Source organism: Pantoea sp. JKS000250, assembly GCF_003201065.1.
Classification (GTDB): domain Bacteria; phylum Pseudomonadota; class Gammaproteobacteria; order Enterobacterales; family Enterobacteriaceae; genus Pantoea; species Pantoea vagans.
Genome location: NZ_QICZ01000002.1, coordinates 36,453 through 57,490, shown reverse-complemented (window position 1 = coordinate 57,490; position 21,038 = coordinate 36,453). Strand labels below are relative to the sequence as shown.

Below are 21,038 nucleotides of genomic sequence, written 5' to 3'. Positions count from 1 at the left end.
GAAAAGGCACGCGAAAACGTTTCACGCCTCTCCCTGGCTTGCAGGCGTTCCGGGTCTGATGCTGCTCATGTTCTGCCTGTTGCGTGGTGCCCGCGCGGATGACTACTTTAATCCTGCGGCGCTGGAATTTTCATCCGATCAACATAATGCCACCGATCTCCACTATTTCGCCCGTGAAGGCGGTCAGCAACCCGGTACCTATCATGTCACGCTGTTACTCAACAACCGGGTGATTGATAGCCGCGATGTCACTTTTGTGCAGGGCAGAAACGGGCTGGTTCCGCAACTGACGGTTGCAGAGCTTTCCGCAATGGGCGTCAACGTTGATGGCTTTTCCGCCTTCAGCCGCTTAAAGAACGGTGAGACCATTGACGAGTTGAGTGAATTCATACCCGATGCTGCGGCCGACTTTGATTTCGCGCATCAGCAGTTAAATCTTTCCATTCCTCAGATCGCCCTGAAAATAAAAGATCGCGATTATGTCGATCCTTCGCGCTGGGATGAGGGCGTATCGGCTGCTTTTGTAAACTATAACCTCACCGGAAGCAGCAGTCGTAATGAGAGCGACCGGTGGAATTCAACGCTGCTCAGCCTGCGCAGTGGAGCCAATTTTGGCGCATGGCGACTGCGTAACACCGCCACCTGGCGCTACGATCTGGTCAGCCACTGGCAATCCCAGACCACTTATCTGGAGCGGGATCTTAAGACACTGAAAAGCCAGTTTGGGGTCGGGGATACTTATACCTCTGGCGACGTTTTTGACAGCGTGCAGTTTCGCGGTGTGCAGATCATGTCTGATGACACCATGCTCCCGGAAAGTCAGCGCGGCTTTGCGCCGGTGATACACGGCATCGCCCACAGCAATGCGCGGGTCACGGTGAGTCAGCATGGCTATGTGATTTATGAAACCGTGGTTGCACCGGGCGCATTCGAAATCAAGGATCTCTATCCCACCGCACAGAGCGGTGACCTCGACATCACTATCCATGAAAGCGATGGCTCGGTACGCACCTTCACTCAACCTTACTCTGCAGTGCCTTACATGCTGCGTCAGGGTCATCTGAAATACAGTGTCAGTGGTGGTCGTTACCATTATTCAGGCAGTAACAATCTGCGTTCACCTGAGTTTGTGCAGTCCACGCTGTTTTACGGACTGCCGCATGACTTTACCGCCTTTGGCGGCGTTCAGATGGCGCAGAATTATCACGCTGTAGCGATCGGTCTGGGTAAAAGTCTGGGCGATTTTGGCTCGCTGGGAACCGATGTGACCGTAGCCAAAACCCGTTTACCGGAGGGCCAGAGCAGCAGTGGTCAGTCAGTCCGCGCACAGTATCAGAAAAATTTCGTCTCGACGAATACCACCTTCAGCATGGCAAGCTATCGCTACTCCTCCAGCGGCTTCTATGCCTTCAGCGAAGCCAACGCGATGACCAGCCCGGCAAGCTACGTGGCTAACAAGCGTAGTCGCTCGGAGATTTCGATCTCGCAGGGTATCGGCGACTATGGCAGCCTTAGCGCTTCTGCCTATGTGCAACGCTACTGGCGATCAAATAGTGAAGATCGCACCCTGCATCTGGGTTTTTTCAGCAACTACAAAGCCATTTCCTGGGGCGTTGCCTGGTTTTACACCGACTCGACCAGCGCCCGTAAGGCTGACCGCGCGGTCTCGTTTAATGTCTCTGTTCCCTTCAGCGCGCTGCTGCCAGACAGCTCCGTCAGCTACAGCATGAACTCCAGCAACGATGGGGATGTCTCGCAGCAGGTCAGTCTGTCGGGCAGTGCGTTGCAGGACAACAACCTGTACTACAACCTGCAACAGGGCTATGACAGCCAGGGACAAAATCTGAACAGCAACGGCTCGCTGGACTATCGCGGCAGTCGCGGCAGCGTCAGTGCCGGGGTCAGTCATGATCGCCACAGCTCTCAGTTTAGCTATGGTCTTTCAGGCGGCATCGTCGCGCATGCACACGGCATTACGCTGAGCCAGCCGCTGGGCGATACCTTCGCGATCGTTCGTGTGCCCGATACGGCCGATGTGGGTATTGAGAGCAGCAGCAATGTGGTCACCGATGGTCGCGGCTATGCGATTGTGCCATCTCTCTCGCCCTACCATGAAAATGCTATCGAACTGGCAACTGACACGCTGCCTGACAACGTTGATGTGGAACTGGATGGACAAACGGCCATCCCGACCCGCGGAGCGATTGTGATGGCCGACTACGCCACCCATGTGGGTAACCGGGTGCTGTTCACGCTGACCTGGCAGGATGCCTTCCCGCCATTTGGTGCGGCAGGTCAGATTGCCCGCGCCGCAGAGGGTAAAGAGGGCAGTACGAGCGGCATCGTCGCTGAAAAAGGCGAACTTTATCTGAGTGGGGTACCCGCTCAGGGTGTTATCGAAGTGAAATGGCAGGAAGAGGGGGTGGAGAAAAGCTGCCGCGCGCCGTTCCGCCTGCCTGCCGCCAGCGGCACGAACCCGGTCAGACTGGTCTCGGCCGTTTGCCAGTAATTCACAGGAGTTTAAGATGAAAACAGTTCTGCGTTTAGTGAAAGGGCTCATGCTAATCATCCCGACATTGTGTGCTTTACCTGCACTGGGGCAGGAGTCCTGTCAGGGCATCAGCCAGGTAGTCGTTCAGGTGCATAACGTCAACTATGTGCCGGGCGCAGCTGATGGCACACCCATTTCTGCGCAGATGCCGCTGCAGAGTGCCAATGCCTTTACCTGTAACAAAAACAGTGGCGAGCAGGGCTATAACTACAAAGATATGGGGTTTGAAATTAATGCTGAAGAGTCCGGCTTGCAGACCAATATTGCGGGCGGGCACAATACGCCGATATACCGTGTTCCGGGGGTCGAGAGCATCGGGTTCGCTATTGGTTTCAAGGAGCCGTCTTATTGCGGTGGCGGTTTCGCTGATACCACTGGTAAGGGCAAAACCAGCTCGATCTGTAACTCTCAGACCAGCCCACAGTTCAATTCTGCCCACGACATAACCCTTCAGTCCTATGTGGTGTTCTATAAAATTCCCGGACAGAGATCGCCGCTTAATCCTGGCGATCAACCCGCCTCTGTCGGTGAGGTGAACGTTGGCAATGCCAGCTTAAAGGTCGGGGACAGCGCAGCCAGCAGCCAGCCAATCAATGACAAGCCGCAAATTTTCCTCTCCAGCTTTACCGTGCAGTATGGCAGCTGTTCTGTGGTCACCTCCCAGTCCGCCATTAATGTGGACATGGGAAAAGTGAGTAAGGCGGAATTCAGCGGTATTGGCAGCCGGGCAGGAAGCCAGAAAGGCTTTCAGATTCAGGTGATGTGTGAACACAGTGCCGCCGTAAAAGTCGGCTTCTTTGGTATGGCTACATCAGGCGATAAAGATGCCATCAGCCTGACGCCGCAGAGCAACTCAGCATCCGGCGTGGGCATTGCGCTGACCTATGGACCCGGTCTGCAGGTCCCGGAAGGTCAGCGCGTGCCGCTAAATGTTTCAACCGACCAGTTGCCGGTGCTGACGACGGTCTCTTCTCCCAACCAGGCGGCGTCGATGGCGTTTAACGCGCAATATATTCAGACTGACGGGCAGGTGATGGCGGGAAAAGCGGACGGCACAGTGACGTTCAATCTCGTTTATAATTAACAGGCACAGTCTGTGCATTACCGGCGAATGTCGCGTGATGCTGGCTGTAGGTGTTTCTGCCTGGAACATTGCGTCCGCTCAGCATCGCTGTATGGTGCGTCTCCTGCAGCAATCGTTAAAACCCGCTAACCCCAACCCGCGGTTTTCCCTAATCTCTGTTAAGATTATTCCTCTGCGCCACTTTGCAGGATGCATGTTCGGGAGAAGCTATGTTGTGGATTTGGAATGCCCTGATTGTTCTGGTCACCGTTATCGGCATGGAGATAACGGCGGCGCTGGCGCACAAATATATTATGCATGGCTGGGGATGGGGCTGGCATCTGTCACATCATGAACCCCATAAGGGCTGGTTCGAGGTTAACGACCTCTATGCGGTGGTGTTCGCAGGCCTGTCGATTTTACTTATTTATCTGGGCAGCACGGGCATCTGGCCGTTGCAGTGGATCGGCGCAGGGATGACGCTCTATGGCCTGCTCTATTTTATCGTCCATGACGGTCTGGTCCATCAGCGCTGGCCTTTCCGCTATGTGCCACGCCGGGGTTATCTGCGCCGGCTTTATATGGCACACCGCCTGCATCATGCCGTACGCGGCAAAGAGGACTGTGTTTCGTTTGGTTTTCTCTACGCGCCGCCGCTGTCAAAACTGCAGGCGACGCTCAGGGAACGTCACGGCGTTAAACGGGGCGCTGCCATAGATAAGCCGGGCGCGGAGCAGGATGCGCCATCCGGGAAGTAACCGCCTGACCGGATGCCGCCACCAGCATGACCAGTTTCTCTGGCGTGCTGGTGGACTGACGTTGATCCCACGCCTGTGCACCCGCCTCAACCACTTTCATCCCAATCTTACGATAGACCTGTTTTGCTGTCGCAATGGCCCACGCTGAACGCAGCGGTAAACCGGGTAACCCAGCCGATGCCGATCGATAATAGGGCTCTGCCGTCTCCACCAGCCGGCGGGCAACGCGGCTGAGTGCCTTGCGATTGCGCGGGTCCGCCAGTGTCTCCCGTGTCAGCCCCTCTTCAGCCAGCCACTCTGCGGGCAGATAGCAGCGTCCCGTTTCGGCATCTTCAACGATATCGCGGGCAATATTGGTCAGCTGAAACGCCAGACCGAGATCGCAGGCGCGATCCAGCGTCGCGTTGTCGCGCACGCCCATAATCTGCGCCATCATCAGGCCCACCACGCCCGCCACGTGATAGCAGTAGCGCAGCGTATCATCCAGCGTCTGATAGCGGGTCTCATGGACATCCATCGCAAAGCCTGCCAGATGATCAAAAGCGTAAGCCGGCAGAATATCGTGCGCCATCGCGACCTCCTGAAAGGCGGCAAAGGCAGGCTCATGCATCTGCGATCCGGCGTAGGCCTGGCGGGTTTTCATCTCCAGCTGCGCCAGGCGCTGTTCGGCGGATTGCAGTGACGGCGTATCGTTGCTGAATCCCAGCACCTGATCGTCAATCACATCATCACAGTGACGACACCACGAGTAGAGCATCAGCACACTGCGTCGGGTTTTGGCATCAAACAGTTTTGATGCCGTGGCAAAGCTTTTCGAACCCACTTCCATGGTTTCTACGGCATGATCGAGCAGTGACGGACTATTCAAGCCAGATCCTCCAGCATCAATCCTGCGGTGGCCTTGGCCGAACCAATCACCCCTGGAATGCCCGCGCCAGGATGGGTGCCCGCGCCGACCAGATAGAGATTGTTAATATTTTTATCGCGGTTGTGGGGCCGGAACCAGGCGCTTTGCGTCAGAATCGGCTCGACCGAAAACGCCGAGCCCTGATACGCATTCAGTTCATCGCGGAAATCAAACGGCGTGAACATGCGGTGCGTCACCAGCTGACTGCGCAGGCCCGGCATGTAGTGCTGTTCCAGATAGTCGAAGATGCGATCGCGCAGGCGCGGTCCTTCCACGGCCCAGTCGATATCGGCGGTGCCGAGGTGCGGCACCGGTGCCAGCACGTAATAACTGCCGCAGCCAGCGGGTGCCAGTGACGGATCGGTCACGCAGGGCGCGTGTAGGTAAAGCGAGAAGTCCTCTGCCAGGGCATCTTTGTTAAAGATCTCATCAATCAATTCACGGTAGCGCGGGCCAAAGCAGACCGTATGATGCGCGAGCTGATCGTGATGATGATTCAGACCAAAATAGAGCACAAACAGCGAGTTGCTCATGCGCTTGTTCTGCAGGGATTTTCCCCTGGCCACCGCGGCGGGATGCTGACTCAGCAGTTCACGGTAGGTATGAACCACGTCCGCATTAGAGGCCACCGCGCGGGTCGGGAATACGCGGCCATCTTTCAGGTGCACAGCGGTGATTTTATTTTCCTGCGTCTCCAGCCGGGCAACGCTGGCATTCAGCTCCACTTCGCCGCCCAGATCTTCAAACAGCTTCACCATGCCCTGCACCAGGGCACCCGTGCCGCCACGCGGGAACCAGACGCCCCATTCACGTTCCAGCGCATGAATCAGGGTATAGATTGACGAGGTGGCAAACGGGTTTCCGCCTACCAGCAGCGAATGGAAAGAGAACGCCTGACGCAGATGCTCATCTTCAATATAGCTCGCCACTTTGCTGTAGACGCTGCGCCACGCCTGCAGTTTAGCCAGCTGAGGCGCGGCACGTAGCATGTCGCGGAACGACAGAAACGGCACGGTCCCAAGCTTCAGATAACCTTCCGCAAACACCGCTCGGGAATAGGCCAGAAAGCGACGATAGCCTTCAACGTCGCGCGAATTAAATGCGCTGATCTGCGCCTCCAGCGCGGGCTGATCGTTGTCATAACTGAATACCTTGCCGGACTCCCAGCAGAGGCGATAAAACGGCTTCACCGGCAGGAGTTCGACATAGTCAGAAAGCTTCTTACCTGCGAGGGTGAACAGCTCTTCAATAGCGCTGGGATCGGTAATCACCGTGGGGCCAGCATCAAAGGTAAAGCCCTGATCCTCGTAGACATAAGCGCGGCCGCCAGGCTTGTCACGCTGCTCCAGCAGTCGCGTAGGGATCCCTGACGCCTGAAGGCGAATGGCCAGCGCCAGACCACCAAAGCCTGCACCAATTACTGTCGTTCTGTTCATTGCATCGCCTGTTGACGGTGAGGAGTCATAATAGCCTGTAGCGCAGCCAGTACGGGAACCGGCGGCTTGCCGCTTAAGATGCGCAGCCGATCAGACACAGTGAGTTTTCCCGCATAAAAACGGGCAATCAGACCTTCGGGAAGGCCGTAAAAACGTTGCATAACCTGCCAGCGCTGGTCAGCCGGACCCGCCAGAAACAGCATCCGGTTCAGCATCCGGAAGAAGCGCTGCTGCTGCCAGGTGTGACCCGCAAATTGCGCAATGGTGGCGTGCAGGGTCTCTGAGGTGAACGACTGCATCTGCGCAAGCCGGTCAGCCAGAGCGACCGCCAGCGGCAGCGAGTAGCCGGTGGTGGGATGGAATAACCCGGCACGCAGACCGCTGCAGGGCTGATCGCGTGTCTGCCAGAAAGCGTCCACGTCGCCGGTCAGCGTAATCGGCAACGCACCCTGTTCTTCACGCAATAGCTGTTTTAACTGCCAGCCCTGCTGAGCGGCATAGTCACGGATATTCTGACGGGCACGATCGCCTTCCAGCGTGGCGTTATCAATATAGTGGGTATCTTCAATCAGCAGCGTATCCGCCGAAAAGGGCAGGCTGTAGACAAAGCGATAGCCTGACTGCTGATCCACGGTCGCGTCCATGATGATCGGTGCGGTCAGGCCATGAGGTGAACTGAGCTGCCACTCCTGACCCACAAACGCCTGGAAGCCCATGCGCAGCGCACCATCGGGCTGATAGCCGCGTCCATCGATCACTGCGTCAGTTTCCAGCACCCGGTCATCCGCCAGCGTGACCGAGCGTGAAGCAATGCTCGCCACGCGGGTGTTCAGCAGTAGATCCGGTGCAAACCGGTCGCGGATGACCTGCGCGAAGCGCTCTGCGGTGACACAAAAATAGCCGCTGTTAAGGGAACGGTTTCGTTGCGGAAAGCGCACCTCATAACCGGGCCAGTGGTGAACCACCAGCGGAGCAATCCAGTGAAGCTGCGTGTCAGAGAGATCGTCCGCATGAAACGACCAGGTATGATGCGCGCCAGGCTCACTTTCTGCATCAATCAGCAGAATGCGCAGTGAAGGGCGCTGCTGGCGTAAACGCAGGGCGATTAAGCCATTAGCCAGCCCTGCGCCCACCAGAATCAGATCATACCGCGGCATAATCTCTCCTGGTGATGACCGGTTTGCGGGTCTGCATCGCCTGCTCGACGATATCCGCTGCGAGGGTAGTACCGCCCGCCTGACAGAGCGCAGTGCGCAGCGTTTTCATCTGCTGGCCGTAGCTTTCATCAGCCAGCAGGGTCTGAAGCTGACGGGCCATCGCGTGGCTGGTGGTGAAGCGTGACGCGCGACGTCCGATACCGTGCCAGACCACTCTGGCCGCGACGCCTGGCTGATCAAATGCCAGCGGAATCGCCAGCAGTGGCGTCAGATGGTTAACGGCATCCAGCACGGTATTCATGCCGCCGTGGGTAATCGCCAGATCGGCCTGCGCCAGTGCGGCAGCCTGATCGGCAAAATCGACCACCTGTACATGGCTGGACTGCGCCAGTTTTTCCGCCTGAAACGGTGACAGGCGACCGCAGTGCGCCAGCAGCAACTGCGCGTCGATCTCCTGGCAGGCGCGAACGATGGTTTTAAACAGGCCGTAGCGATGTCCCTGCAGCGTACCGAGTGATGCGAAAATGCGCGGTCTGTCGCCGTGCGGGAAGTAGCGTGGCTGCGACGCGGCAGGCGCTGTTACCGCTGCACGCAGCGGGCCGACCGAATGAAAATGGTCGGGCAACGCCTGGCGGGGGAAATCGAGTTCCGGCATCAGCTGGCTGATCTGCGCCAGGGGTGAAAAGCAGTGATGCAGCTTTTCCCGTGGTGTTAATCCCATCGCATGGGCATTGCGGGCGATAACGCGATCGTGACGGCGCATCAGCCAGTCATAGATCTTTTCACTGGCGCGATAGCGTTCGCGTGCCTGATCGGTGTTTGCATAGTCAAACGGCATCACGGCCAGCGGAAAATCGGGTTCACGGTTAAGTGGCAGCGCACAGGCCACAGAGACGTAGGGCAGGTTCAGAGACTCTGCTGCCAATGCACCGGCTGGCTCCATCTGATCGACGATCACGCCATCAATCGCCAGCGTCTTCATCGCCACCGGCAGTTCACGGCAGAGCATCTCTGTGCTGCGGGCCATCTCATTGATTAACTTAAGCATCGACGGGCCAAGAGGATGCGCCGCCAGCTGCAGGGTATGCGCCAGACTGCCTGCCGGATGCGAGGCGAGACCCAGCGGGAAAAAGCCGATCCTGCTGTCAATCAGTAGTGCGCTGACATCCGTCTGCTGGAGAAAGGTAATCTGGTGTCCGCGTGCGATTAAGGCCTGGCTCAGATGCGTGAGCGCCTGCACATGGCTATAGAAGGGCGGTGCAATGACCGCAAAGTGGCTCATGCAGCATCCTTAACTGACGGCAGCGAGTTTTTTCTCAAACCAGGCCTGAACAAAATGATGAGTGGCATAACCGTCCTGGCAGGCCGAAAGCAGATGCTCGCTGGCACAGCGCAGGTGATCGCGCAGTCGCGTTTCTACCGCCTGAGGCCCCAGCAGATTGACCAGCGTCGATTTCCCGTCATCCTGATGGGCATCTTTGCCGGTATCCGCCATGCCGTCGGTGAGATCGTCCAGCAGCTGAAAGGCCTGACCGAGATTCAGCGAGAAGCGGTGCAGCTGTTCGCGTGCCTCTTTTGGCGTTTCCGCCACAATAGAGGCCATCTGCATAGAGGCGCAGAACAGGGTGCTGGTTTTGTAATGATTGGTCATCAGAATCGCGTCGGCACTGCGTGGCTTGTCGCCTTCTGAAAGATCCTTGAACTGACCCTGAACCAGACCCTGCATGCCGACCGCGTGGGATAGCTCCGCGACCGCATCGGCTCTGGCGGCCGCCGTTAAGCCTTCAGCCATTGCCACCACGCCAAACGCCTTACTCAGCAGCGCCACTGCGGCCAGAATCGCGACATGTTCACCATACTGGCAGTGAATGGTTGGTCGTCCGCGACGCAGCTGCGCATCATCCATGCAGGGCATGTCATCCAGAATCAGGGAGGCGGCGTGCACCATCTCAACCGCGCAGGCGAGATCCAGCAGCCCGGCAGGGGTGGCGCTACAGCCGAGATCGCGCGCGGCCAGCAGCAGCAGCAGCGGGCGAATACGCTTTCCCGGTGCCAGCGCACCCTCGCGCATTGCCGCGCCGACTAAATCACGTTCACTCTCAACTGGTAAAAGCTGATCAAGCCGTTGCTCAATGTCGTTCAACAGGCTGGCTGCATCACTGTGGCTGAAATTGACGTATTGTTCTGCACAGACCGTCATCATGGCTGTCCTTATCTACAGAGGAAGTCACAGCAGGTCGAAATGATTCGATGCCATCTTCAATAATCGTCCCCGACTGCCACAGCATAGTTGGCAGGTTTTCAAAGAACGGCGGGTAAATCCATTACAACTAAGCGTAGCTTACAGCGATAAAAATGTCGGCGAATTCAGCAGCATTCCGCGTTTTGACGCGCCATCCTGACCACTATATTGCCTGAATCAGCCCAGCAATGCGCGCAGCTGATTCATCACGCTGGCGACATCCTCATCTGATAATGCGCCATCTTTAGCGAAGCGCACAATCCCTTCCGGATCAATCACCACGACGGACGCGCTTTCCGGCTGAAGATGCCAGGTATGGGCAGTGACGCCACTGCTGTCGATAATAAATTGCTGCCAGGGTGCCGCTTTTTTGCTGGAGGCGATGCTGCGCACCACAAAAATGGCACTGCCGGGCAGGGCATCGTCGGTATTTACGATGGTGGTAGTCTGGAAGCGGTCACGCGGCAGACTTGCCTGCTGAATGGCCTTGATTAAGGGTGCGCTCTGGTCTTTTGCAGAAAGCCGGCCCGCTACATGAATCACCAGACGCACTTTTCCGGTCAGTGTCTGACTGTTCCAGCGCTGATAATTTATATCGCCCTCATTGAGGAGCATTTCCCCTTTATCGGCAACATAGACGGGCGGGACTGGCTGGCCTGTGGTCAGCGTGTGAGCCGTGGCAAAACCGGAAAACAGCAGAGCAATCATCAATCCATAATGGCGCACGGGTTCCTCACTTCTTTTCGTTTTACGGCAGGCGAGGCGAGCTATCTCATCAGCAGGCAGAAGATTAGTACCACATCTATGTTTCAGATCAATAAAAGCATTAAAGATTTGGGCTGAAAATGCAGGGAATATTTTGTTAACAGGAGGTGGAAAATGAGTACAGCACTGATGACCTTACCTGAGTTTGCCCGCTACATTGGCATCGCTACACCGACGCTGGCGCGTGCCTTTTGCTGCCGTGGATCGCTGGCGGGTGTACCGCTGCCGCAGGCGCTGGATGATGCACCGCTGACACAGCGCCACTGGCTGCGCGACGATGTACGTCAGTTTGATCATGCCTATAAGCGGGTACAGGCGATGCAGCAACGCCATACGCTTTAATCTGTGTGGAACAAAAAGCGCGGGAAACGTCCCGCGCTATGTTATGCAACGTTGTCTGGCCTGACCAGGAAGCAGACCAGATTGGCATCCCTGTCGCCGGTGATCTCCATGCTGCTATCCAGCCCGCTCACCGCATCGCCACGACTGAGTCGCTGATTGCCAATGCGAATAATCCCTTCCAGCACGGTCAGATAAGCCACAAAGCCCGCCATCGAGGGCACGTCCACCGTCTGATTACGCTCCAGCAGCGTATCGTAGATATAGACTTCCTGGCGCAGTTCCAGCGGGGCGTCAGACTCTTCCGGCCCGGCCAGTTCGGTCCAGCCGTTAGTCATGATGCCCTGATCGCGCTCCAGCACCTGAGTCATCGCTTCACCGCCCGGCTGCGAAGGCCGGATAACGGCCTGCAACAGTTCCGCTTCATACAGCGGCACCGACTCTTCGTACTGAACACCCTCACCGGCATTCACCACCATCACCTTTTTCGCAGAGAGCTGGGTACACTCGCCGTTGCTGTCCTGATGCTGCATTGAACCGCGCCACAGGTAGGTGAACACTTCTTCATCCTGATGCTGCTGCATCGGGAGCCGGGCATCCAGTTTCAGCGACATCAGGTCAACCGTGAGCAACGGCCTAAGCGCCTCGCCAGGTCGCTGACGACGAACGGTAAAAGGACCGTACTCAAACAGTTGTTCAGGATTAGCTCGCACAATGTTCATGATTTATTCTCAGATAAAGGAAGGCATAACAACGATCATAGACCTCAGGCGCAGAATGAGAAGCCGGATGATTTGCCCGGCTTCGTCAGTTATTTTGAATAAAAAATCACGCGGGGCGCCATCGGCTTATTTGCCCTGTTCGTCGCTCTCACCCAGGAAGAAATACCAGAGTGGGATCGACAACAGCCCGGTAAAGACCGTGGAGTAGAGCAGGATCATCATCGCCTGGGTGATATACATGGTCAGTGACCAGTGGCTAAAGGGGATCTGATACTGGTCAATCACGCCGCCAATCATCGCATTCGCCATCACTGAAATCACAATCAGCGCCAGCACCGTGACGCTGCGGAGAAAATAGCGCATCTCTTTGCGCTTTCCGGCGAAGCGTGACTGGACGATAGCCAGCGGCGACTGCTTATCTGGCGCAATTTCTTCCCGGATGACCGACGCACGCTGCGCGCTGCGCCAGCGTTGAATATCCAGCAGGATCAGCACAACCAGGCTGATGCCCATAACAGGCAGCGCATAACCCAGCGCCAGCGTCACTATCAGGCTGGTGCCCTGTGCATAGCGCGGCAGTGCAAGCCAGGCGGACAACAGCGTTTGCGAGGGGCTGAGCTGGGGAACCGCCGGGCGGCGAATCCACCACATGCGGTAGCCCAGCACAATCATCGCACAGAGTCCAAAGCCGAACAGGGCCAGAATCAGCTGGTTAGGCAGACCAAACAGTACACCCATATGCGCATCCACGCCCCAGCGGGTCAGTTTCGCCACCAGCGGGAAGCTGGCGAACTCAACGCGGTCGACCACGCTAAAATCAGCCGGATTGATTGAAACCGCATCAACCTGGCTTGGCCAGCTGCGATCAATCTCCGATACGGTCCAGGCCTGTTCTGCTTTCTTAGGCTGACGCAGCTCCAGTTTCGCGGCGTGCAGTCCGGCCTGGCGTGCTGCTGCCAGCGCCTGATCCCAACTGGGATTCGGTTGATTCAGGACCACCGGCGCGGCGGTTCTGGCTGGCATGGTCATGCCGGACATCGTCATGCCGATCATCGCACCGCGATGGTCAGCATGCGGATCGGCGGCTTCGGCGGGCGCGTCACCGTTCAGTGCGGTATTAACCTGCGGCGTTTTCCAGCCAAAGTCGCTGCGCATTTTTTCAATGTTGTTGCCTGCCCACTGTGACCAGGTCAGTCCGGTTACCGAAAAGAAGACCAGCCCGATAGCCAGCAGCAGGCCCAGCGTAACGTGCCAGTGACGCGTTGCCGCAAAACCGCTGCGCACTTTTCTGCGGGTGCGCGGTGGCCGGGTGCCGGACCATAAAACGATCCCGCCCAGCGCGGCGACCCACAGCCAGGAGGCTGCCAGTTCGCTGTAGTTACGGCCAAAATCGCCCAGCAGCAGGCCGCGATGTATCTGATCCAGCCACATGCGCAGCGGCAGCACACCGCTGGTGCCATACACCGTCATATCGCCTTTCACCTGCAGCGTGTAAGGATCGATAAACAGCGATCGCGATTCCGATGGGCCAAGCTGAGGCTCAGCAAACTGCACGCGGGTTGTATCCTGCGGACCCGGCGCGGGACGCACGGCATAGATACGTGCTGATTCACCCGCTCGCGCACGTGCGGCAGCAATCTGGGCTGACAACGGCTGCGCCTGGCCCTGTGCATCGGTAGTCAGGGCATCGTGGTAGATCGCCTGTTCCAGCTGCGGCGTCAGAACATAGAGTGTGCCGGTGAGCGCGGCGACAAAAATAAACGGCGCGATAAACAGGCCGATGTAAAAATGCAGGCGGCGAAAAAGATTAAACAGCGTGCCGCGCGGTGCAGGGATAATTTCCTGAGAAGAGGACATAGCATTCCACACTTTTCAAAAGACAAAGGCGACTGGGTGACGTTGTCACACAATCGAATCAGAAAGCAGTGAGTGTGACGCGAAAGCAGGTGGCGCTCGTGGTCGGTGGAGACGCAACATCCATCGCCACGGGGGCGGATTAATCGCAGAGGGCGGCGGGGCGCGGGTGATCAGGCTCATCCACCAGATGAACGGGATAAACACCCAGAGCATCAGCGGTACATGCATCAATAAATCGCAGTAGCCACAGGCAAAACCATGATCCATCATCATCCCATGGTCCGCCATCGACATCATCTCGCTGTGATGATGCATCATTGGCATCTCTGCGCTCATGGCAGATGCACGTTGCATCGTTTCGTGATGCTCAGCCAGATTTTTTGAAATCATCGGGGCAACAAACAACAGCAGCACGGCCAGTATCGCAATACCGGCAGTGAGTCGATGTCTGAGTGAAGATTTCTGCATGATTTTAACGGACGCAAGGGGTGAAAATTACGGGCGGCAGTGTAACGCGAAGGGGATAAAAGAGTTAAATAAAGTGGCTTCTGTTCCGAAAAATTTCGCACTCTTTGAACGTATTCACTTTAATTCCAGCATCATTTAACTTAGATGTTACCCGTTAAAAACATACAAATAACATTTATGGGTCGGTTGCATTAAACCAAACCCAAAAAGGACTGAAGATGAAAATTGTAATGCTGGATGGTGACACGCTGCCTGTCTCTCTGCCGACCGGGCAACAACAGGCTGACTGGGAGATTCGCGCACAAACACCGGTCAGTGACATTGTGTCTTCGCTTGCGGGCGCGACGGTTGCGATTACCAATAAGGTGCCATTGCGTGCCGATACCCTGGCGCAGCTTCCCGAACTGCGCTTTATCTGTGTTGCGGCGACGGGTTATGACTGTATTGACCTCAACGCGTGCCGTGACCGCGGCATCGTGGTCAGTAATGTTCCTGGTTACTCCACCCAGAGCGTGTCGGAGGCGGTGATCGCCGCCATTTTTGCCCTGCGTCGTCAGATAATGGCTTATGCCGTTAATACCCGCATCGACTGGCCGCAGGCACAGCACTTCTGTCTGCATCGTCAGCCGATAGGGGATATTAGCGGCGCCACGCTGGGTATCGCGGGTAAAGGTGATATCGGTCAGGCGGTTGGCAGATTGGCCCAGGCGCTGGGAATGCAGGTGCAGTACGCGGAGCGTAAAGGCAGCGACAGCGTGCGTGAGGGCTATGTCAGCTTTGAGCAGATGCTTGCCACCAGCGATATTATTTCGCTGCACTGCCCGTTAAGTGACAGTACCCGTCAGTTGATTGACCGTAAGGCGCTGGCGAAAATGAAAAAGCATGCGCTGTTGATTAACACTGCGCGCGGTGGGCTGATTAACGAGGCCGATCTTACGGAGGCATTAAAGCAGGGGCTGATTGGCGGCGCAGCGCTGGATGTCCTGAGCAGCGAACCACCTTCTGCCGATAACCCGCTACTGGCAGATTTGCCCAATCTGCTGCTGACGCCGCACATTGCCTGGGCGAGCCGCAGCGGCGTAGAAAATCTGGTAACTGGCATGATGGCCAATATCGCGGCCTTTATTCAGGGCGAGCCGGTTAATGTGGTGAGCTGAGCGGGGTGGAATGGCTTTTTAAGGCCCGCTATTCGTTGATATCCAGAGCAACCTCGTAGAATTCAGGAAAAGCGTTTTACGGGGTTCAATCATCAGAGTATTCATTTCTTTATTTCCATCCGTACTTTAAACGTTCGTGCGCTACGGGATTTAGCGCCTTTTACTGACTTTATCAGCCGTTGTCAGCGCTTCAGGAACAGAAAGGATTCTGGTCAGTGAAAAAGAACAACAGCACGCCCACGCCTCATGATGCAACATTCCGGCAATTTCTGACTCAGCCGGATATTCCCCGGGATTTTATGGCGCTGCACCTGCCGCCAGAACTGCGCGAATGCTGCGATCTCAGCACATTGAAGCTGGAGTCGGGGTCGTTTGTCGAAGATGACCTTTGGCAGTACTTCAGCGATGTGCTTTACAGTCTTAAAACTACCGCTGGCAATGGATATATCCATGTACTCATTGAGCATCAGTCATCACCTGACAAACATATGGCATTTCGGCTGATGCGCTATGCAGTAGCTGCCATGCAGCGTCATCTTGAAGCTGGGCATAAGAGACTGCCGCTGGTGATACCCATACTGTCTTACGTGGGCAGACGCACTCCCTATCCTTATTCGACCCGGTGGCTGGATGAGTTCGACGACCCGCTGCTGGCGGACAGGCTTTACAGCCACAGTTTTCCGCTGGTCGATGTCACGACGATTCCTGACGATGAGATCATGCAACACCGCAGCATGGCGGCACTGACCCTGTTGCAGAAACATATCCGGCAGCGGGATCTGGCAGAACTGATGGACAGGCTGGTATCCATTTTGATGGCAGGCGATCACTCTTCATCGCAGGTGATATCACTGGTAAACTACATTGTGCAGGCGGGCGAAGTATCAGACGCCAAAACCTTTGTACAGGAGCTGGCACAGCGTGTGCCCCAACACGAGAACGCACTTATGACTATCGCACAACAGCTTGAGCAGATAGGGCTTGAGAAAGGCATTGAGCTGGGCATTGCACAAGGTCGCATCGAAGGCAAAGAGATCGGACTTCAAGAAGGAAGGCAAAGCATGCAACTCAGAATTGCCCGCACTATGCTGACGAGCGGTATGGATCGCAATACCGTCATGCAGATGACCGGTCTTACAGAAGAAGAGCTGGCACAGCTTTCGCACTAAGATTTTTTTGAGCGCTGATTAACGCTGACGATTCAAATCGCCAGCGTACTGCACTGAATATATAAAATCAGCTTGCCGGAATCATGGGAACACCATTGATTTTCATCACGGTGAGCCTGTCATTTGCGCGCTCATAATCAAAATATCGAGCGCCCCAGCTTTTCCGTCAGCAATTCCAGCACAGCGGTGCCCGCCAGCGAATTACCTGCACTGTCCAGCCCGGGTGACCAGACGGCAATGCTCATCTCGCCAGGGATGACGGCAATAATTCCGCCTCCCACGCCTGACTTCGCAGGCATCCCGACCCGCCACGCAAACTCACCTGCGCCGTCATACATCCCGCTGGTGATCATTAGTGCGTTAATCTGCCGTGCCTGACGCGGTGTAATCATCTGGCTGCCATCCAGTGTTTTACCCTGATTAGCCAGATAGACAAAGGTGCGCGCCAGTTCAACGCAGTTCATCGACAGCGAGCAATAGTGGAAATAGGTCTGCATGACGCTGGTGACATCGTTATCGAAATTACCAAACGACTTCATCAGCCAGGCGATCGCGGCGTTGCGGGCAGAATGTTCAAATTCAGAGCGGGCAACGTGGCGATCATAATTGATATCGGGCTGCTGGCTCAGCTGGCGCACAATTTCCAGCATTCGCTGGCGCGGCGCGGTCAGGCGGGTTTCCAGAAGATCACAAATTACCAGCGCCCCGGCATTAATAAACGGATTACGCGGCTTGCCCTGTTCCAGCTCCAGCTGCACCAGGGAATTAAATGGCTGGCCTGATGGCTCTTTGCCCACCCGCTGCCAGATTTCACTGTCGTCATAGCGGGTCAGCGCCACGGTCAGCGATAGCGCTTTGGATATGGACTGAATCGAAAAGCGCGTCTCCGCATCGCCCGCCTGAAAGAGGGTGCCGTCACGCAGGCAAACGGCTATGGCGAGATTGTCGGCCGCGACATCGGCCAGCGCGGGGATATAGTCAGCGACTTTTCCCCTATGGACCAGCGGACGCACCTGATCCAGGACCTCCTGCAACAGAGCATTATTCAGTTCAGACACGCACTTTTCTCCCGTCGGTTTTCGCTGACCGGCAATGCGCTATGCATTTGCGCCCGGTCAGTCATCTGTTATGAGTCGCTGAGCCGCATTTTCAGCTGATGGGTTTTGATTGTGCTGCCAGCGGAGCCAATACCATCTGTAACAGGCTCAGCAGTGCCAGCACGCTGAAGGGCAGCGTCCAGTTACCGCTCTGTTCATGGAGCACGCCAAAAAACAGCGGGCCCAGGGCAGCCAGCGCATAGCCCACACATTGCGCCATGCCTGAAAGTTGTGAGGCCTGACGGTGATGTGTGGCGCGCAGATTAAACAGCGAGAGGCAGAGCACCAGCGAAGCCCCAGCGCCCAGTCCGGCCAGTGTCAGCCAGATCACCGCCCATTGCGGATTAAGCAGCAGTCCTGACATACCAAGGAAAATACCCGAGGAAGCAATGAATGCGGTGAGCCGGGCATCTTTTACCCGCTTCAGCGCAACCATGCAGCCCAGGTTAGCAACGATTGCAACTGCCTGATACCAGAACAGCAGCCAGCCAGCCTGCGCCTGAGTGAAGCCATTATCCTGAGCAAATACGGCAAACCAGTCGATCAGGGTATAAAACGCCAGCGATTGGAGTGCCATTAACAGGGCGATTTGCCAGCCACCAGCTGAGCGCCACACATGACGATGTGCACCCGATTCGTCAGCTGGCGCTAAAGTGGACTGCCGCTGACGTAAAAGCGGCAGCCAGGCGAGCAGCGCAACCAGTCCCGGCAGCGCCCAGACAACCAGTGAGAGTCGCCAGCCCGCCGTTGCGTACTGGCTCAGCGGTACCGCAATGCCGGACGCCAGGCTGGCGGTAATCGACATGGTGGCGGCGTACAGGCCAATGTATCTGGCGGTATGGGCGGTGAAATCGCGCTTAATCAGCGGTGGCAGCAGTACGTTGGCAGCGGCAATGCCTGCGCTCAGCAGCAGCGTTCCGCTCCATAACGCCGCTTCAGCGGGCAGCCAGCGCAACAGTGAACCGGCAGTAATCAGGCACAGTGCGCCCCACAAACTGCGTTCAAGCCCGACCCGATTTCCCAGCCAGGCAGCAGGGGGGGCGAGCAGGGCAAACAGCATCAGTGGAATAAAGTTAAACAGGCCTGCTTCGCTGGCACTGAGGCCAAAAGTCTGGCGAATATCCTGCAGCACCGGGCCGACGGCGGTAATCGGTGCCCGAAGATTCGCTGCGGTGAGCAGCAGGACGAACAAAAAAAAGCTGGCGCTGGAAAACGCAGCGAGGGGTTTAGCTTGCTGTTGTACAGGCATCATTGCAGGGATCATCACATGCAGCAGTGCTGCGGGGGCGTTGGTTGACGTTAACGCTTACGCATCAGAATTGATGTCTGGACGCTACTTTACTGACCGGTCAGCGGCCTGTAAAGCCTTGTTATGTGATGAAATAGCGTAAATGCGATCTCGCCACAGCGATCGTTGTATAGCTGATTAGTGGAACTCGGGCTCAGGGAAGTGACCACAGTCGTTCTGGCTGGGATTAGAGCCGGGCTGGCAGGTCTGCTGCCGGGTTTCGGCCGCGGGAACCGGTTTTTCAGCGTGCCACGGGGCGCTACAGGCACTGAGAAGAGAAACCAGAATCATCACACTGACTACGCGCATATCCGCTCCTTATTAACCTTCATGAGTAAGGTCACGTCGGTGATCGGCGGTTGGCAGGTCAGGGACGTCTTACCTGAGTGTGGTCGCTAAGGGGATATTGTCAATTAAAACAGCGCAAACATTAGCGCCACAGGAAAACTCATCGGCCAGGTGGCACCCACCAGAAAGGCGCTCAGCAGTTTGATGCTCAGCTTATCTTTGGCAATGAAAAAGGTGATCAGCGTCGCGACCAGTGCAACAACGGCATAGAAAATTAGCATACCCTGGTACAGTGTCATTGATATCTCCGCAGCGTCATTATGGTTTTCGCTGCGCATGATGCGGAGTTTTGTGATCCAGATCAAGTGAATCAGGGTTTAGCATCTAAAGAAATTACCGGTCAATGCGGCTGATTTGCTCTCTGACTTCCATGAAGATAACGGGCGATTTCAGGCTGAAAACCGTGCCGGAAAATGCGGGTCGGACCTTTGCTGATGCCGCGATCCTGTCTGAACAACCCCTGGCGAATGATTGCTGACTGACCGTGGCCATGACGTAAAAAAGCCCGCGATGGTGGGCGGGCCTGATATTGAAGTGCATAACGACACAGCGTGCGTGTTTTAACTCTGACGATAGAGCGCCATCACCGCTTCCAGATCCGGCGTGCGTGGGTTGCCGCCGGTGCAGACGTCATCCAGTGCCGCCTGCGCCAGTGCAGGAATATCTGCCTCCTGCAAGCCGACCTCACGCAACGAACGGGGAATGCCCACATCGCGGCAGAGCTGACGAACCGCAGCGACAGCCGCTTCCCGCGCCTGATCCAGCGTCAACGTGTCGACCTGTTTCACACCCATGACGCGAGCGATATCGCGATATTTCTCGCCTGTTGATGGAGCATTCCACGCCATCACCTGTGGCAGCAGAATGGCGTTCGCCACGCCGTGCGGCACGTTATAAAAGGCACCCAGCGGATGCGCCATACCATGGACCAGACCGAGCCCGACATTGGAGAAGCCCATCCCGGCCACATATTGCCCCAGCGCCATCTGTTCAACAGCATCAATATTTCCCGCCACCGATTCGCGCAGCGAGTGGCTGATAATTTCAATGGCTTTGAGGTGCAGCATATCAGTCAGGGGCCAGGCACCGCGCGTAATGTACCCTTCAATCGCGTGAGTTAATGCATCAATACCGGTGGCAGCTTTCAGCGAGGCGGGCATGCTCGCCATCATCTCCGCATCAATAATCGCCACTTTTGGAATGTCATGTGGGTCGACGCAGACAAACTTGCGACGATTCTCTTCGTCGGTAATGACATAGTTAATGGTGACTTCTGCTGCGGTGCCTGCCGTGGTCGGAATGGCGATGATGGGCACGCACGGATGACGGGTTGGGCTGACGCCTTCCAGGCTGCGGACATCTTCGAATTCAGGGTTGTTGTTGATAATGCCGATCGCTTTGCTGGTGTCCTGCGGTGAGCCACCGCCGATGGCGATGAGGTAGTCAGCACCTGATTCCCTGAACACGGCAACGCCCTGCTGCACCACCCGGATAGTCGGATTCGGCACGACCTCATCGTAAACCGCCCAGGCAAGCTGATGTTGTTCCAGCAGGTCAGTGACCCGCTTCAGCGCACCTGCCGCAACCAGCGCTTTGTCAGTGACAATAAGCGCTTTACGCATCCCGCGACGCTGTACCTCTTCAGGCAAATGACGTAATGCGCCAGCACCAAACCAGGCGGTTTCATTCAGAATCATACGTTGGGTCATCAAAA

Annotated in this window: 20 protein-coding genes; 6 read left to right on the top strand and 14 right to left on the bottom strand. The window is 56.4% G+C overall.

The features are described from left to right. Positions 1 to 67 precede the first annotated feature (67 nt). The 3 genes from BY447_RS20025 to BY447_RS20015 all read left to right on the top strand — a co-directional run bounded on the left by BY447_RS20025 (position 68) and on the right by BY447_RS20015 (position 4,372). Positions 68 to 2,509, top strand: a complete 2,442-nt coding sequence (locus tag BY447_RS20025; RefSeq protein WP_110332278.1) for a fimbria/pilus outer membrane usher protein — start codon at positions 68 to 70, stop codon at positions 2,507 to 2,509. Between the two features lie 16 nt (positions 2,510 to 2,525). Beyond that, the gene (locus tag BY447_RS20020) at positions 2,526 to 3,635 is read left to right on the top strand and encodes a fimbrial protein (RefSeq protein WP_110331999.1); all 1,110 of its coding nucleotides are present in this window, start codon (positions 2,526 to 2,528) and stop codon (positions 3,633 to 3,635) included. A gap of 209 nt (positions 3,636 to 3,844) precedes the next feature. Continuing rightward, entirely contained in the window at positions 3,845 to 4,372 is a 528-nt protein-coding gene (locus BY447_RS20015) for a sterol desaturase family protein (protein WP_110331998.1), read from the top strand. On the opposite strand, the gene crtB is transcribed toward BY447_RS20015, so the two are convergent. From crtB to BY447_RS19985, 6 genes are all read right to left on the bottom strand, one after another. Continuing rightward, on the bottom strand, positions 4,311 to 5,240 hold the full coding sequence (gene crtB, locus BY447_RS20010) for a 15-cis-phytoene synthase CrtB (RefSeq protein WP_013196144.1): 930 nt from the start codon (positions 5,238 to 5,240) through the stop codon (positions 4,311 to 4,313). The genes BY447_RS20015 and crtB overlap by 62 nt on opposite strands. Then, complete coding sequence (locus BY447_RS20005; RefSeq protein ID WP_110331997.1) at positions 5,237 to 6,715, bottom strand: phytoene desaturase; 1,479 nt, start codon at positions 6,713 to 6,715, stop codon at positions 5,237 to 5,239. Before BY447_RS20005 ends, crtB begins: the two co-directional genes overlap by 4 nt. Next, a complete protein-coding gene (gene crtY, locus BY447_RS20000; protein WP_110331996.1) occupies positions 6,712 to 7,872 on the bottom strand; it encodes a lycopene beta-cyclase CrtY in 1,161 nt (386 codons plus the stop codon). The genes BY447_RS20005 and crtY overlap by 4 nt, the downstream gene beginning before the upstream one ends. Continuing rightward, positions 7,859 to 9,154, bottom strand: coding sequence for a glycosyltransferase (locus BY447_RS19995; RefSeq protein WP_110331995.1), 1,296 nt, complete (start codon positions 9,152 to 9,154; stop codon positions 7,859 to 7,861). Before BY447_RS19995 ends, crtY begins: the two co-directional genes overlap by 14 nt. Before the next feature lie 9 nt (positions 9,155 to 9,163). Continuing rightward, complete coding sequence (locus BY447_RS19990) at positions 9,164 to 10,072, bottom strand: polyprenyl synthetase family protein (protein WP_033784992.1); 909 nt, start codon at positions 10,070 to 10,072, stop codon at positions 9,164 to 9,166. A gap of 219 nt (positions 10,073 to 10,291) precedes the next feature. Continuing rightward, a complete protein-coding gene (locus BY447_RS19985; RefSeq protein WP_110331994.1) occupies positions 10,292 to 10,822 on the bottom strand; it encodes a YtfJ family protein in 531 nt (176 codons plus the stop codon). Between the two features lie 171 nt (positions 10,823 to 10,993). On the opposite strand from BY447_RS19985, the gene BY447_RS19980 reads away from it, so the two are divergent. After that, on the top strand, positions 10,994 to 11,221 hold the full coding sequence (locus BY447_RS19980; protein WP_033735577.1) for a hypothetical protein: 228 nt from the start codon (positions 10,994 to 10,996) through the stop codon (positions 11,219 to 11,221). A gap of 41 nt (positions 11,222 to 11,262) precedes the next feature. Here the strand turns inward: BY447_RS19980 and BY447_RS19975 are convergent, their stop codons facing one another. The 3 genes from BY447_RS19975 to BY447_RS19965 all read right to left on the bottom strand — a co-directional run bounded on the left by BY447_RS19975 (position 11,263) and on the right by BY447_RS19965 (position 14,265). Next, entirely contained in the window at positions 11,263 to 11,940 is a 678-nt protein-coding gene (locus BY447_RS19975) for a pirin family protein (RefSeq protein WP_110331993.1), read from the bottom strand. A gap of 126 nt (positions 11,941 to 12,066) precedes the next feature. Continuing rightward, complete coding sequence (locus BY447_RS19970; RefSeq protein WP_110331992.1) at positions 12,067 to 13,797, bottom strand: DUF2534 family protein; 1,731 nt, start codon at positions 13,795 to 13,797, stop codon at positions 12,067 to 12,069. Between the two features lie 45 nt (positions 13,798 to 13,842). Beyond that, entirely contained in the window at positions 13,843 to 14,265 is a 423-nt protein-coding gene (locus BY447_RS19965; protein WP_110331991.1) for a DUF2946 domain-containing protein, read from the bottom strand. 218 nt (positions 14,266 to 14,483) lie between these two features. On the opposite strand from BY447_RS19965, the gene BY447_RS19960 reads away from it, so the two are divergent. Beyond that, positions 14,484 to 15,422, top strand: a complete 939-nt coding sequence (locus BY447_RS19960; protein ID WP_110331990.1) for a D-2-hydroxyacid dehydrogenase — start codon at positions 14,484 to 14,486, stop codon at positions 15,420 to 15,422. A gap of 215 nt (positions 15,423 to 15,637) precedes the next feature. Further along, positions 15,638 to 16,591, top strand: a complete 954-nt coding sequence (locus tag BY447_RS19955) for an Rpn family recombination-promoting nuclease/putative transposase (protein ID WP_110331989.1) — start codon at positions 15,638 to 15,640, stop codon at positions 16,589 to 16,591. A gap of 137 nt (positions 16,592 to 16,728) precedes the next feature. On the opposite strand, the gene glsB is transcribed toward BY447_RS19955, so the two are convergent. The 5 genes from glsB to fucO all read right to left on the bottom strand — a co-directional run bounded on the left by glsB (position 16,729) and on the right by fucO (position 21,033). Beyond that, the gene (gene glsB, locus BY447_RS19950) at positions 16,729 to 17,649 is read right to left on the bottom strand and encodes a glutaminase B (RefSeq protein WP_033784998.1); all 921 of its coding nucleotides are present in this window, start codon (positions 17,647 to 17,649) and stop codon (positions 16,729 to 16,731) included. 91 nt (positions 17,650 to 17,740) lie between these two features. Next, positions 17,741 to 18,940 carry a CynX/NimT family MFS transporter gene (locus BY447_RS19945; protein WP_110332277.1) on the bottom strand — a complete coding sequence of 400 codons (1,200 nt, stop codon included), beginning with the start codon at positions 18,938 to 18,940 and terminating at the stop codon, positions 17,741 to 17,743. A 174-nt stretch (positions 18,941 to 19,114) separates the two neighbouring features. After that, positions 19,115 to 19,285, bottom strand: a complete 171-nt coding sequence (locus BY447_RS23420; protein WP_013196156.1) for a hypothetical protein — start codon at positions 19,283 to 19,285, stop codon at positions 19,115 to 19,117. A 104-nt stretch (positions 19,286 to 19,389) separates the two neighbouring features. Further along, a complete protein-coding gene (locus BY447_RS19940) occupies positions 19,390 to 19,563 on the bottom strand; it encodes a GhoT/OrtT family toxin (RefSeq protein WP_008924737.1) in 174 nt (57 codons plus the stop codon). A gap of 321 nt (positions 19,564 to 19,884) precedes the next feature. Next, positions 19,885 to 21,033 (bottom strand): lactaldehyde reductase, encoded by a 1,149-nt coding sequence (gene fucO / locus BY447_RS19930; RefSeq protein WP_110331987.1) that lies wholly within the window; start codon positions 21,031 to 21,033, stop codon positions 19,885 to 19,887. Positions 21,034 to 21,038: the final 5 nt, after the last annotated feature.